The sequence below is a fragment of the [Mycoplasma] cavipharyngis genome, from assembly GCF_042984175.1.
In the GTDB taxonomy this organism is placed as follows: domain Bacteria; phylum Bacillota_I; class Bacilli_A; order Mycoplasmatales; family Mycoplasmoidaceae; genus Mycoplasma_N; species Mycoplasma_N cavipharyngis.
On the sequence record NZ_CP155569.1, the window covers coordinates 888,756 to 903,713 of the forward strand.

The window sequence follows — 14,958 nt, forward strand, 5'->3', positions numbered from 1 at the left end:
TTATTTATTAATTAGCATTAAATTGAATTGCTTGATCAATTTGATTAGCAATCACTTTACTATCATCACCAAAAATCATTTTTAGATTATGTTCATTAACCATTAAGCCTTTAACACCAATTTTAACTAATACTGGTTTATTGATTTTTTCATAATTAGATAAAATTACTTTAACAGTATTAACTGTTCCTGAAACTGTTTTAATATTATCAATTCCACCTAAAGCAGTAATTAATTGATTAATATCAACACTAGTTGCAGCACTAGTTTTCAGGCTTGTTCGAATTTCTTGTGCTTCAATTAAAACTTGTTTTTTAGTGAAAAACCGACCATTAATAGTACAAATTTTTCAAAACCATTTTTTTAAAAATTTCAACATATTTTTTTTCTAGATCATATTTAATAAAGATGTAATTAATAATAAATATTAACTTAATAAATTGCTTTATTAAACAATTAATTAATATGCAGTTAGAAAAACTGAACTTAATTTTTTAATATAACTTTGACTATCACAAGCAAAATAAACTCAAGCTTCAGATTTAATTAAAGATAAGTTAATTTGCTCATTTTGATCAGTATCAATTAATTCCATACCATCAACACTAATTCGAAACTTGCGAAAATCATTGTTTTTCTTTAAAGTAACTACAGCTAATGGTGGAATAATAATTGGATTGTGAATGGTGTGAATCATTGATGTTGATTGAGCAAACAATTCATTCATAATTCATGCATTAACTTCAGGAAAAATAATTGGACCATTAGCAGATTTGTTATAACCAGTTGATCCATATTTAGTACTAAATAATAACCCACTACCTCGATAATGTTCTAAATAATTATCATCAATATATACATCAAATGATAATAAACCTTTAGCAAAAAAAACAACATCATTAAAACTATAGTAATGATCTTGATTTAATGCTAAATCAATTAAATCAACTTTTTGATAGCATAAATTTTCAAAATCATCACGTTCAACTAATTTTTTAACTTGATCTAAACAATCACAACTAAACATCGAAAAAAATCCAACATTACCTGAATTAATTCCAATAATTTTTAAGTTGGGAATAAAAGCATGTTGGGTTACACCTCAAGCAAAAGTTCCATCACCACCAATTAAAAATAAATATTCAAAATGCTCATCATTTTCTTGATGATCTTCTAAAAGTTGGCGTAATTGATTAGCAATGTCTGTTGCTTTTTGATAATCAGCAGTAATAATTTTATATTGCATCTTAATAAATTAAACTAATCTTTTAAACTACTTTCTTTTGTTGCTTTGGATCTTTTTTAGTTGTGATTAATTTTGGTTTTAAATCATTTTTATTCGTGAAAAAATTATTTTTAGCAACTTTAATGTTTTTTAATAATTCCTTTTGAAAATTAGTTTTACTTTTTTGCTTATTAAAACAATTAGAACAAAGTGCTTGATATGATTCACTATCACCAATTAAAATTTGCTCTTGAGTCATTTCTGGTTTTGGAATTCGATAAGTTCTTGTAGCATCAGATCCACAACTAATACAAATTGCTGTTAGTTTTTTAACAGTATCAGCAATTGCTAATAATTCACCCATAGGACCAAAGGGACGATGGTTAAAATCAGTATCTAAACCTGAAATTAAAACAGTGATTTTTAATGCTGCTAAATCTTTTACAATCTCAATAATTCCTGAATCTAAAAATTGCGCTTCATCAAAAGCAACAACAAAAGGGAAAATTTTAATTTTTTTTAAATGTTCTTTAACATTTGAACTGTGATTAATGACAATTGCTTTTTGTACTCGACCATCACGTGATTTGGCTAAATCATTAGTTCGTGAATCAATTGCTGGCTTGAAAATAATATAAGGCACTTGACAATATTCTAAACGTTTTAATTGTCGTAATAATTCTTCAGATTTACCAGCAAACATTGGACCACAAATCACAACAATTTTACCCCGATGGTTTTTAAGAGCATTATGTTTGGGTTGTTTGATTAGTATATTAATTTTATCCATTAGTCTCCTGTTTTTAATTTGCTAAACATTAAATTTAAAAAAACAAACATCACCATCTTGCATTATATAGTCTTTACCTTCTGAACGCATTTTACCATTTTCTTTAACAGCACTTTCTGAACCTAAGTCAATTAAATCTTGATATTTCATAATTTCAGCCCGAATAAAACCTCGTTCAAAATCAGTATGAATTAAACCAGCACATTGTGGTGCTTTTAAACCATTTTGAAATGGTCAAGCACGAACTTCAACTTTACCAAAAGTAAAATAAGTTGATAAATTTAGTAACTTAAAAATCGCTTTAATTACTTTATTTAATCCTGTTTCAACTAAATTTAATGCTTGCATCATTTCACTAGCATCAGATTCGTTTAGTTGTGATAATTCATTTTCTAATTTTACTGATAAAGCAATTGCATCACTATTAGAAGTTTTAGCATAAGCTAATAATTTTTGATATTCTAAATTAGCTTCAGGATGATTAATATCATCATCATTAACATTAGCAATATACAACATTGGTTTTAAAGTAAGAAAATTATAATTTTTTAAACAATGCAATTCTTCTTGACTCAGTTGCATCATTCTTAATGGTTTTTCTGCTACTAAACAATCTTTAATTCTCACTAATAAATCATTAAGATCAATTTGACCATTAATTTTATGCTGATTTTTTTTAGGTAAATGATCAATTGCTTTACTAACCACTGCTAAATCAGCATAAATTAATTCTAAATCAATAATTTGTGCATCAGTTAGTGCATCGATTCGTTCTGAAGTATTTAAAACTGATGGATCATTAAAACAACGAACAACATGACAAATTGCATTAACATCACGAATGTTTTGTAAAAATTTATTGCCTAAGCCTTCACCTTGTGATGCACCTTTAACTAGTCCAGCAATATCAACAAATTTAAAAGTTGCATAAATAATTTTTTCTGGTTGAATCAGTTCTGCTAGTTTAGTTAAACGTTGATCAATTAAATTAACAACTCCAACGTTTGGTTCAATTGTTGCAAACGGATAATTTTCCACTAAAATTGATAATTTAGTAATTGTATTAAATAAAGTTGATTTACCAACATTAGGTAAACCAACAATTCCTGCTGCTAATGCCATATTGTAATAAAATATTATTGAATTAATTTTTCTTCTATCTATGATCGAATTATTGTGTCAGTAATTAATGTGATGACTAAAACTAATGTACTAATCAAACCAATTGATCATGTTGGAATAATTGATTTTTCCATTTGATTGATTTTATATTCAGCGATTGATAAATTTTTTTTATTTTTATCTGTTTGATTTTTTCTTCTAAAAAAAGCCAATAAATTTTTTAGTGGTAATAATCAAAAAGAAAATAAGAAAAAACGATCAACATAAATTAAAAAACTAAATGCCATAATAATTGCTGATGCTGTAGTAATGGCATCAATTCAACTTCTTTTTTGATAATAAACTAATAATAAAACTAAAGATCAAAAAATGATAATTGCCAAAATTCAACTAAAAATTAAATTTTTCTTATTAGTTTTGTATCATTGATCTTTTCAAAAATTCATAAATTAACTTTTTTTACAATTGAATTTGTTTAATTCATTAACCACTAATTATAATACAAGAAAAATTAATTATTAGTATCTAGTTTTAGTAATCAATTAATAATATTTGCGTATTGAAAATAAAAATTGATAATTTTATTATTATAATTTGATTAATCAAAAACCCATTCTGGTTTTATACTTAAAATAATTAATTTTATATATAAGATTTCTATTAAAAAAACCAATGAATCATCAAACACAAAAACTAGTTGATCTTTGACTTAATTCTACTTTAGTTTCTGATCAAGATAAACAAGAAATTAGCAAGATGAATCAAGCAGAATTAAGTTGTGCATTTTCTGATCAACCACTTAAATTTGGTACTGCTGGAATTAGAGCAGTAACTGGAGTTGGAACACAAAAATTAAACCTTTTTGTTTATCGTAGAATTGCTACAGGATATGCTCATTTTTTAAAAATCAAAAGTAAAGAAAAAAGACCAATTGCCATTATTGTTCATGATAATCGTGCTAATGGTGCTTTTTATGCTAGAAGTTGTGCTGAAGTTTTAGCAGCATATGATATTGAAGTTTATTTAGCACCTAATAATCAATTATTAGCAACACCAATTATCTCTTATTGAATTCGTAAATTACAAGCAACTGGTGGGATTAACATTACAGCTAGTCATAATCCTAAAGCATATAATGGTTTTAAGGCTTATAACAGCAATGGTGTTCAAGTTAATGATCAAGAAGCTGATTTAATTGTAACTCACATGCCTGATAACTTAAAAATTTTTGATCTAAAATTTAATCCAAATTCTAATCTAATTAAGTTTTTGCCAGATGATACAATCCAGCAATTTTATGATCAAATTTTGCATCATTTAGCAATTGAAAAAAATCCAGAATTAAAAGATTTAGCAGTTTTATTTAGTTCACATCATGGTGTTGGTTCACAAACAGTGAAAAATTTAGCAAGACAAATGGGTTATCATCATTTTCAAGAATTTGAAAGTGAATGTAATGTTACTGCTAATTATGATGATCATGAAATTACTAATCCTGAAGAGCCAAAATCTTTTGCACCAATGATTCAACTTGCTAATCAAAAACAAATTAATTATTTAATGGCAGTTGATCCTGATGGTGATCGTTTTGCTATGGCTGAAAGACAATTAGATCAATCTTTTTATTTTTTTAATGGTAATGAAAATGGAATATTATTAATTGCTTATTTAATTGCTACCAATAAAATTAATTCACAAAATTATGTTGTTAGTTCTTATGTAACTAATAATTTTATTGATCGATTATTAGCTAAACATCAAGTTCCAATTTTCAGAACAGGAACTGGGTTTAAATTAATTGCTCAAGAAGTAGAAAATCAAGAACGATTAAACAAGAAATTATTATTAGCTTTTGAAGAAGCAATTGGTGTTTTACTTATGCCCTTTAATCGTGAAAAAGATGGCTATCAAGCTATAGCAACATCATTAGAAATGATTAGTTATTATCAAAAACAAAATTTATTATTAACTGATGTGCTAAACAATTTATATCATCAATTTGGTCACTGGTTTGGTACCACTCATGCTTTTGTCATTAATGATTCTAACTGAAAACAATTAATGCAAGAAAAATTAGAGCAATTAAAAAACACAAAACAAAAATTTATTGGCAATCATCCAATTAAACAAATTGCTTGAAATGAGATTAATAATTGTTTAGACTGAATTCTTGATGATGATAATTGAATTCGTTTTCGTTTATCTGGTACTGAACCAAAACTAAAAATTTATTACAACTTATATGGTAGTGATCAAAACCAATTGCGTGCAGAAATTAATATGATTAAAAACCAATTAGTATCATTACTTCAATTAGAAAAATACTTATAACAAAAAAACTTTTTTTACTTGATTTAAGACTGATTTTTTAAAAAAAATCTTATAATTTAAATTATTAAAAAAATGCTAATCTTAATGTAAAAAATTAAGCTAATAATTAAAAAAATTAAGAAAAATAAAATTATATAAAAATCAGATTAAAGTTTTAAATTCATTTAGTAAATTTAAATTGGTTTTTTTAATTATTTGTATTATAATTTTAATTTATAGATTAAAATCCAACTAAAAAATATCTATAAAATCTAACAACTAAATTTTTGTTACTAATTTTGATATAAGCAATTTTTACTAAAAGTTGTTCGTTTTTATATATATAATATAGATTAAAAAGTTTTATTACTTTTATAATTTATAAAAAGTATTAGATTAGAAGATTTAGAGTTATGAGGATTCAATGATTGCAGAATTAGACGAAAGTAATCATCAACACACCCAAGAATTAAAAAATAAAATTAGTAAGTACATTATTGAAATTTTATTAGATGATGAGAAAACAGTGCCATATCGAGCTTTACGATATAAGTTAATTGAAAAAATTAGAGCAGATAAAGAAGAAGCGTTCATTAAGGATGATTTTTTTATTGATATTTTAAGTGAATTAATTGTTGATGGTAAAATCGGTATTTCTAGTTCACAACGTTATTATATTGATAATTTAGATTGACCTTTGCTTGACGGTAAAGTTTTAACCGGAATTTTTCGTATGGGTCGTAGAAGTGGTGCGACTGAAGTTAGTGCTGCAATTGCAAAAACTGGTCTAGCTCCTAAAAACAATTGGGGTTTTATTTCAGTCATTGATGATGTTGCTTCAATTCAAGGTGAACCTGGAAGTGAACAAGAATCTGAATCAATTGCTAAAATTTCTAACAAAGTAACTCACTATGTTCATGCTAGAAATGTTGAAAAATTTTTACCTGATTTTAAAGATTATGCCATTGTTAAGTTTGTTGAATTAGATGTTTCTGCTAAAAAACTGCAAAAACAAAAAGTTTCTAAATACATTGATGCAAAAATTGTTGAAGTCATAAGAAAAATTAAGCGTTTAAAAGTTTCAGATGAAAGTATTACTAAAAAAGTAGCTGAATTAGCTGAAAGAAAAAAACGTTCGAGTCAATCTAGTAGTTATCATCATGATTATCAAGAAACTCATCCTGAAGAATATGATGAAAAAATCTTTGATAAACCAATTGATTCATCAGAAGAATAAGTTTGATTATTATTATCAAAATCCTAAATCACATAAAAAATCCATTGTTTTTCTTACAACTAACAATGGGTTTTATTGTTCTTAAGTTGACAAAAAGCACTAATTGCTTTTGCACTAATTGGTCCTTTTCGTAAAATCATTTTTTGATCATAATCAAAAACTGTTGAAGCCATTGTAGAATTTGAATTGATATTTGGAGCAATTGGAGCAATAATAAAAAATAAATCGCTTTTGTGAGCAAATTGCATTTTAATATCTTGATAATTTTGAACAACAGGATAATTAGAAATATTAGCAGATGAAGAATATAGTGGTCCAATTTTATTAATTAAATTTAATAATGGCTGATCATTAGGAATCCGATATGATAAACCATTAAGCACAATTGTTAGTGCTCCTGGTCAAAAATGTGCTAGTAAAGATTGTAAATCAGCAGGAATTGTTTGGTTAATTTGTGCTAAACTATTAATAAAAACAATTAATTTTTTTTCAATTGCTCGATCTTTTAGATCATAAATAACATTAGGATCACAAGCAATAATTCCATTAACTGTATCAGTTTTAACAATTGCTGCTTTTTGCTTTTTTAATTCTGAAATAATTAAATCTAAATCATCTCAATGATAAATTTTCATGTTCTTAATCAAATAATTATTTTTAATTGATCAATTAAATAGTAATATTTAATAATATTATTCTAAAATTTTATAGAATCATTAGTTAACTTTTTAATTATTTGATTTCAATAAAAAAACCCTTAATATTAATAATTAAATACTAAGGGTTTTTAATTCAAATAATAATGGAGCAGAATACGAGAATCGAACTCGCGTCTTAACCTTGGCAAGGTTATATTCTACCATTGAACTAATTCTGCAAAATTAATTGTCAAATCTTAATATAATCAATATAAGACTGGTAGGTTAAATTTTAGCAAAAAAAACTAATTTTGCATCATTATTTTGATGATTTTTCAATTTAAAAGATGAAATTGTGCAAAAAATAAGCAAAAAAATGATGATTCAACCAACTTTTTTGACATTTAATTTGAATCAATTGAAATTGAAATCTTAAGTTGAAATCTTTAAAAAAAATTAATTATAATAATAAAACTGATTTGAAAATAACAATTTTATAATCAATCAACTCTTACTTTTATGAAACTTTTGTCACTTTTTGAAAATAAAACATACATTTTAAATAAAGCGCAAAAAATTGTCAATCAAACTGAAGCTTATCAAGATGAAATGCGGGCTTTATCTAATAACCAATTGCGTGACAAAACTAAACTATTTTTACGTCGTTTAGAATTAGGTGAAACTACTGAAGATATTTTACCTGAAGCTTTAGCAACAGTCCGTGAAGCTGCTTATCGTGCTCATGGTATGTTTGCTTATCCAGTTCAATTAATTGGAGCAATTGTCATTTTCTTTGGTGATTTTGCTGAAATGAAAACTGGTGAAGGTAAAACTTTAACAGTAGCATTAGCAAATTATGTTATTGGTTTAGAAAAAAAGGGATTGCACGTTGTTACTGTTAATGAATACTTAGTTAAACGTGATGCTGAATTTTGTCGCAAAATTTTAAACTTTTTAGGATTAACTGTTGGTTTTAACACATCACAACTATCACGAGAACTTAAAAAAGAAATGTTTAGATGTGATGTAACTTATACAACCCATTCAGAATTAGGATTTGATTATTTAAGAGATAATATGGTTACTAATTATGATCAAAAAGTAATTGGTAATTTAAATTTTGCTATTATTGATGAAGGTGATTCAGTCTTAATTGATGAAGCAAGAACTCCTTTAATTATTTCAGGTCAACCACAACAAAACTTATCTTTTTACATTCAAATTGATCGTTTTGTTAAAAATTTAGTTGTTGGTGATTATAAAATCGATCCTGAAAGTCGGGCTGCTAGTTTACAAACTTCAGGAATTAGAAAGTGTGAAGCAGCATTTAATACGACCAATTTATATTCTTTTGAAAACTCTGATTTAATTCATAAAATTAATAATGCTTTAACTGCTAATTTTGTTTTTCAAAATGGTAAAGAATATATTGTTCAGGACGATAAAATTTTATTAGTTGATCATTTTACTGGTCGGATTTTGCATGGTCGAAGTTATAATGCTGGTTTACAACAAGCAATTCAAGCTAAAGAATCAGTGAAAATCGAACCTGAAAATATTGTTGTTGCTACAATTACTTATCAATCATTCTTTCGTTTATATAAAAAAATTGCTTCTTTATCAGGGACTGCTTTAACTGAAGAGCAAGAATTTGCTAAAACTTATAATATGATTGTTGTTCCCATTCCAACTAATAAACCAGTAATTCGTAATGATCGTTCTGATATTATTTTTGGTAACAAAAAACAAAAATGAGATGCTGTAATTTTAGAAATTAAAAAACGTTTTTTAAAAGGTCAACCTGTTCTTGTGGGAACTTCATCAGTTGATGATTCTGAAATTATTCACAGACGGTTATTAAATGAAAAAATTCCTCACGAAATTCTTAATGCTAAAAATAACACTACAGAAGCAGAAATTGTTGCTAAAGCTGGTAAAAAATATTCAGTAACAATATCAACTAATATGGCTGGAAGAGGAACTGATATTAAAATTAGTGATGAAGTGAAAAAACTAGGTGGATTATTAGTAATTGGTACTGAAAGAAATGAATCACGTCGAATTGATGATCAATTACGTGGTCGTTCAGGAAGACAAGGTGATGTTGGTGAATCGATTTTTTATATTTCACTAGAAGATGATTTATTCAAACGTTTTGCAACTAATCGGTTTGAAAAACTATCAGCAAAAATTGAAGATAGTTATTTTGATAGTAAAATGTTTTCTCGTACTTTAGCACAAATTCAAAAAAAAGTTGAAAGTGTTAACTATGATGTTCGAAAAAATTTAATTGAATATGACCAAGTTTTATCATATCAGTGTGAATTGGTTTACAAACAACGTGATCTAATTCTAACAACTAAAAAAAACATTGAGATTCTAAAACGCATTAATCGCAAAATTGTTCCTGAGGTAATTAAGTTGTTTATTGATTCACGTAACACTAATGTGATTAACTACCAATTATTAGCTGAATCATTAAATGAGAAAATGTTTGCTTATCCAATGTTTTTAGAAGAAGATTTTTTTGATCTAACAATTAATGAGGCTGAAAACTTTTTATTAAAAATTTTAAATAAAATGGTTGACATTAAAAGTCAAGTGTTAGGTGCAACTGTTGCTAATAACATGATTAAAGAAATCTTAATTCATAACTTAGATCAAGGATGACAAAATCATATTAGTTTCATTACTAAATTACGTGATAGTGTTTCATTAAGAACTTTAGAGCAAAAATCACCATTATACATTTATGTTGAAGAAGCTGATTTAGCATTTGAACGAATGTTAAATGAAATTGGTCATAGTTTAATTTTAATTTTCTTACATTACAACTTACCTGGTGTTAATAGTCAGTGTTATGAATATGCTCAACAATTACGAAAAGAACGTAAATTATCACAAGAGAAGAAGAAAAAAGCAGTTGAAGTAGTAGAAGATGATCTAAAAACCCAAACTCTAAAAACAACTAAAAGAAAAAATCAATTATTAACTAAAAAACCTGTGACAAAAGTTAATCATAAGCCAAAACCAAATTCAGTTAAAACAAAAAATAATTCAGCATCATCTAAAATTAGTGATAATCAAACAATTAATGATCAAACTAAAAATTTATCTGCTCTAGAACAACTTGAAGCAATGAAAAAAAGAGCAATGGAAAAAGGTAATTAATTTTGGAAGGTTTTGCATTTCAATTAATTAGTGATAAACACCCTAAGGGTGATCAACCTAAAGCAATTGCTGCTTTAGTTGCAGCATTAAAAACCAAAAAAAGAAGTCATGTTTTACTTGGTGCTACTGGTACTGGTAAAACTTTCACAATTGCTAATGTAATTGATCAAGTGCAAAAACCAACATTAATTATTGCTCATAATAAAACATTAGCAGGACAACTTTATAATGATCTAAAAGCAATTTTTCCTAAAAATCGAGTGGAATATTTTATTTCTTATTTTGATTATTATCAACCTGAAGCATATTTGCCTAAAACTGATACTTACATTGAAAAATCATCAGTTACTAATGAAATTATTGAAATGATGCGACTATCAACTCTAACTGCACTAACAACAAGAAAAGATGTAATTGTTGTTGCATCAGTAGCAGCAATTTATCCTGCTTCAAGTCCAGAAGATTTTAGTAATTTTCGAATTTTATTAAAACGTAATGATGCAATTCAAACAATTAAGTTTGTGATTAATAAACTAGTACAACTAAATTATCAACCAAATATGACTCAATTGCAACCAGGAACTTTTGCTCATAAGGGTGATGTGATCCAAATTATGTTAGGTTATACTAATGAATTTATTTTACGAATCTCTTTTTTTGATAATTTAATTGAAGAACTAGCAACAGTTAATCCTTTAAATCAAACTGTGATCAATAAATATGATAGTTATTTAATTACACCAGCTGATGAATATATTTTAGAACCAACAAGACGTGATCAAGCAGTTGATCGGATTAAAAAAGAACTAAAAATTACTGCTAATAATTTTGCTAAACAAAATAAATACATTGAAGAACAAAGAATTATTCAACGCACTAATCATGATCTTGATGCTATTTGTGAACTAGGTTTTTGTTCAGGAATTGAAAATTATGCCTTTCATTTAGAGTTGCGTGATTTAAATCAAACGCCTTTTACTTTATTTGATTATTTTGGTAATGATTGATTATTGGTAATTGATGAATCACATATGACAATTCCACAAATTAGAGGAATGTATAATACTGACCAGTCACGAAAAACTTCTTTAGTTGAACACGGTTTTCGTCTACCATCAGCATTAAACAATCGACCATTAAATTTTGAAGAATTTCAAAATAAAATTGATCAAATTATTTATGTTTCAGCAACACCAAATGATTGAGAAATCCAAGAAGCAGACAATAAAATTATTGAACAAATTGTTCGACCAACTGGATTAGTTGATCCAAAAATTGAAGTTCGACCTTCAATTGGACAAATTGATGATTTAACTGTTGAATTAAAAAAACAAATTAAGAAAAAACAACGCACTTTTATTACTGTTTTAACAATTAAAATGGCTGAAGAATTAACTGAATATTTAAAACAGCATAAGTTTAAAGTTGCTTATTTACATAATGAACTAAAAACATTAGAACGTGATCATGTGATTAATGCTTTAAGGGCTGGAATTTTTGATGTGATTGTAGGAATTAATTTATTACGTGAAGGATTAGATGTTCCTGAAGTTTCTTTAGTTGTTATTTTTGATGCTAATAAACCTGGTTTTTTTCGCAGTGATAAAGCTTTAATTCAAACAATTGGTAGGGCTGCTAGAAATATTGATGGACGGGTTATTATGTATGCTGATGATATTTCTGAAGCAATGCAACGAGCAATTCAAGAGACTAGAAGACGACGTGAGATTCAATTAGCTTATAATCAAGAGCATCAAATTACGCCAAAATCAATTATTAAACCAATTGATGTTGATTTAGCCAAAGCCCATTTAGATCATGATTTAAAACAATTAGTGCATAAATCAAAAAATAAACTAAAAATTGCTGAAACAATTAAAGTATTAGAAAAAGAAATGTTAGAAGCAGCTAATAACCAAGAATATGAACGGGCTGCTCACATTCGTGATACGATTATTGAAATGCAATTAAATCAAAAACCAGTTAAAAAAAATAAAAGATAATTAATATGTTATAAATGATATAATATAAAGTTAATCTTAATTAAATAATTTAAGTTATCTTTCAAATTTTAATTAGTAAAATTATTTTTTTCTAATTCATCTAAACATTCGTTTTATTTTTTTGTTTTTTAAGGATATATTAAAAAAATAATGACCAAAAAAAATCCAAATACTACTAAAACTAAAAAAGTTATTTTAAAAAAAGTTGATCAAACAACGATCAATGCTGAATTAAATCAAGTTACTACCAAGAAAAAAGTAACTAAAAAAAACACTGAAAAGATTGATCTACAACCAACTGAAGTTGTTAGTGAAAACATTGATGCTAATAATCAATTAAAAACAAATACTAAAGCAACTATTAAACAAAAAGCAACTAAAAAAACTGTTACTAAGAAAAAAAGTAATAAAAAAGTTGTTGAAAAAGTTGATGATAATTTATTAACTGAAAATTCTGAAAAAAACACTGAAAAGATTGATCTACAACCAACTGAAGTTGTTAGTGAAAATGTTAATAATAATCAATTAAAAACAAATACTAAACAAAAAGCAACTAAAAAATCTGCTAGTAAATCAACAGCAAAAACTAAAACAGCTAAGAAAAAAAGCGATAAAAATAATGCTGAAAACCTTAATGCTGCTTCATTAACTGAAAGTTCTGAAAAAATTAGTAAAAAAGTTGCTACTAAGAAAAAAACAACAGTAAAAAATTTAGCAACTTCAGTTGATATTGAAGCCTTAACTAAAAAATTTGCTAAAAAAACAAAAGCAAAAACTACCATTATTAAAAATCAGGCTGTTTCTGATAAAATCAAAAAACATAAAGTTAAAAAGAACATTAAAACTGATTTAAATTTCAGTGCTGATAAAGAACATAAAATTAATTTAATTGCACGTTCTGAGTTTGCTAAAAATAAACGTGATCATGTGATTACAACTAAAGCAAAACGTGAGTTAAATAAAAACAAAAATATTTCTAATAAAACAAAAGCAGTGAAATTAACTCACATCATTAAAGATGGGGTTGTTAAAACTAAAAAAGTTAGAAAAATTAGTTTAAAAGCAATTACTGGGATTGATGAAACCTATAAAGAGTTAATGAAAGTCAAACAAATTATTGAGACTCGAATTGCTCATCAAGAAGAGTTGAAAAATACTACTAATAGTATTGCTTTAGAACAACAATTATTTGAAATTAACCATAAAAAATATCGCTTGGATTCTAAAAAAATTAACCGTTCTTTAGAACCATTAATTACTCAAGCTCATGGGGTTAAAAAAGGTAAAAATAAATTAAGCCATGAAATTGTGGCACTTTATTTAGAAGATTATGTACCAATTGCTGATGATAAATGAAAAATCATTGCTAAAAAATTTGCTCAAAACAAAATTAAAATTACTACTTTAACTCCTGAAGAATTACAAGAACATAGTGATTTTGAAATTGGTAATGTTTTTGAAGCCTCAAAAGGTTTTGGTCAAGCTAGTGTTGGTGAAAAAATTCATGATTCTAATAAGGCTTTATTGTCTAAATTAGGTCATTCTAAAATGTTGACTAAAGATCAAGAAACTGAATTAGCAAAATTAATGCTTAATCCTGAAACACGTGAATATGCAACTCACCAGTTAATTACTTCTAATTTACGTTTAATTGTCTCGATTGCTAAAAAATACTTAAATCGTGGTTTAAATTTAGAAGACTTAGTTCAAGAAGGTTCATTAGGCTTAATTAAAGCGATTCAAAAATTTAATTACAAACTAGAAAATAAATTTTCTACATATGCTACTTGATGGATTCGTCAAGCAATTACTCGTTCGATTGCTGATCAAGCACGAACAATTCGAATTCCTGTGCATATGGTTGAAACAATTAATAAAGTTTCAAAAACCGAACGTTATTTAACACAAATTTTAGGACATGAGCCAACTGCTGAAGAAATTTCTAAAGAATTAGCTAAAACTGATTCGACCTATACTCCTAAAAGAGTTACTGAAATTCGCAAATTAAATGTTGATTTAGTTTCATTAGACAAACCAATTGCTCATGATGAAGATTCTAATTTTTCTGATTTTGTCCAAGATGTTGAAATGGATAATCCTGAAGAAGCTGCTGAAAAAGAATTCAAATCAAAAGTGCTTTTAGAATTTTTAGAAAACACTTTAGAACAAGATGAATTAGAAATTATGATGATGCGGTTTGGTTTAGAACCATATAAAAACGCCATGAATCTTGATTTAATTACCAAATGTTTACTAAAAACTAATAAATATAAAATTGTTCGTAATAATAAAGATGATAGTTTATTATTACCTAATCATAATAAAAATCGTGATTATACTCAAGAAGAGTGAAAAATAGTTTTTGATTGAGTGCGAAAAAAAGAAGCCCAAGCAATGCGAAAACTAAAACAACCATCAAAAAATGGTAAGTATCGTAACATTCTTTTAGGATCAGGATAATA

At 26.3% G+C, this 14,958-nt stretch carries 11 protein-coding genes and 1 tRNA gene; 5 read left to right on the forward strand and 7 right to left on the reverse strand.

Annotated features, from left to right (window positions below):
* Positions 1-7: 7 nt before the first annotated feature.
* The 5 genes from MCAV_RS03515 to MCAV_RS03535 form a co-directional block, all read right to left on the reverse strand.
* The gene (locus MCAV_RS03515; protein WP_391591741.1) at positions 8-379 is read right to left on the reverse strand and encodes a hypothetical protein; all 372 of its coding nucleotides are present in this window, start codon (positions 377-379) and stop codon (positions 8-10) included.
* A gap of 81 nt (positions 380-460) precedes the next feature.
* Complete coding sequence (locus MCAV_RS03520) at positions 461-1,246, reverse strand: hypothetical protein (protein WP_391591742.1); 786 nt, start codon at positions 1,244-1,246, stop codon at positions 461-463.
* 22 nt (positions 1,247-1,268) lie between these two features.
* On the reverse strand, positions 1,269-2,015 hold the full coding sequence (locus tag MCAV_RS03525; protein ID WP_391591743.1) for a thymidine kinase: 747 nt from the start codon (positions 2,013-2,015) through the stop codon (positions 1,269-1,271).
* Positions 2,016-2,036: 21 nt separating this feature from the next.
* Positions 2,037-3,137: a redox-regulated ATPase YchF gene (gene ychF / locus MCAV_RS03530; protein WP_391591744.1), complete on the reverse strand. Its 1,101-nt coding sequence runs from the start codon at positions 3,135-3,137 to the stop codon at positions 2,037-2,039.
* A 38-nt stretch (positions 3,138-3,175) separates the two neighbouring features.
* Positions 3,176-3,583, reverse strand: a complete 408-nt coding sequence (locus tag MCAV_RS03535; RefSeq protein WP_391591745.1) for a hypothetical protein — start codon at positions 3,581-3,583, stop codon at positions 3,176-3,178.
* Positions 3,584-3,809: 226 nt separating this feature from the next.
* On the opposite strand from MCAV_RS03535, the gene MCAV_RS03540 reads away from it, so the two are divergent.
* Together MCAV_RS03540 and MCAV_RS03545 are read left to right on the forward strand one after the other, a co-directional pair.
* A complete protein-coding gene (locus MCAV_RS03540) occupies positions 3,810-5,468 on the forward strand; it encodes a phospho-sugar mutase (RefSeq protein ID WP_391591746.1) in 1,659 nt (552 codons plus the stop codon).
* 403 nt (positions 5,469-5,871) lie between these two features.
* Positions 5,872-6,684 carry a hypothetical protein gene (locus tag MCAV_RS03545; protein WP_391591747.1) on the forward strand — a complete coding sequence of 271 codons (813 nt, stop codon included), beginning with the start codon at positions 5,872-5,874 and terminating at the stop codon, positions 6,682-6,684.
* 59 nt (positions 6,685-6,743) lie between these two features.
* Here MCAV_RS03545 and MCAV_RS03550 read toward each other — a convergent pair whose 3' ends face one another.
* Positions 6,744-7,319 (reverse strand): L-threonylcarbamoyladenylate synthase, encoded by a 576-nt coding sequence (locus tag MCAV_RS03550; protein WP_391591748.1) that lies wholly within the window; start codon positions 7,317-7,319, stop codon positions 6,744-6,746.
* A gap of 168 nt (positions 7,320-7,487) precedes the next feature.
* Positions 7,488-7,561: transfer RNA gene (locus tag MCAV_RS03555), tRNA-Gly, on the reverse strand.
* A gap of 280 nt (positions 7,562-7,841) precedes the next feature.
* On the opposite strand from MCAV_RS03555, the gene secA reads away from it, so the two are divergent.
* The 3 genes from secA to MCAV_RS03570 all read left to right on the forward strand — a co-directional run bounded on the left by secA (position 7,842) and on the right by MCAV_RS03570 (position 14,956).
* Positions 7,842-10,493, forward strand: coding sequence for a preprotein translocase subunit SecA (gene secA / locus MCAV_RS03560; RefSeq protein WP_391591749.1), 2,652 nt, complete (start codon positions 7,842-7,844; stop codon positions 10,491-10,493).
* Between the two features lie 2 nt (positions 10,494-10,495).
* On the forward strand, positions 10,496-12,496 hold the full coding sequence (gene uvrB, locus MCAV_RS03565) for an excinuclease ABC subunit UvrB (protein ID WP_391591750.1): 2,001 nt from the start codon (positions 10,496-10,498) through the stop codon (positions 12,494-12,496).
* Between the two features lie 150 nt (positions 12,497-12,646).
* Positions 12,647-14,956, forward strand: a complete 2,310-nt coding sequence (locus MCAV_RS03570) for a sigma-70 family RNA polymerase sigma factor (protein WP_391591751.1) — start codon at positions 12,647-12,649, stop codon at positions 14,954-14,956.
* The last annotated feature ends 2 nt before the right edge of the window (positions 14,957-14,958 follow it).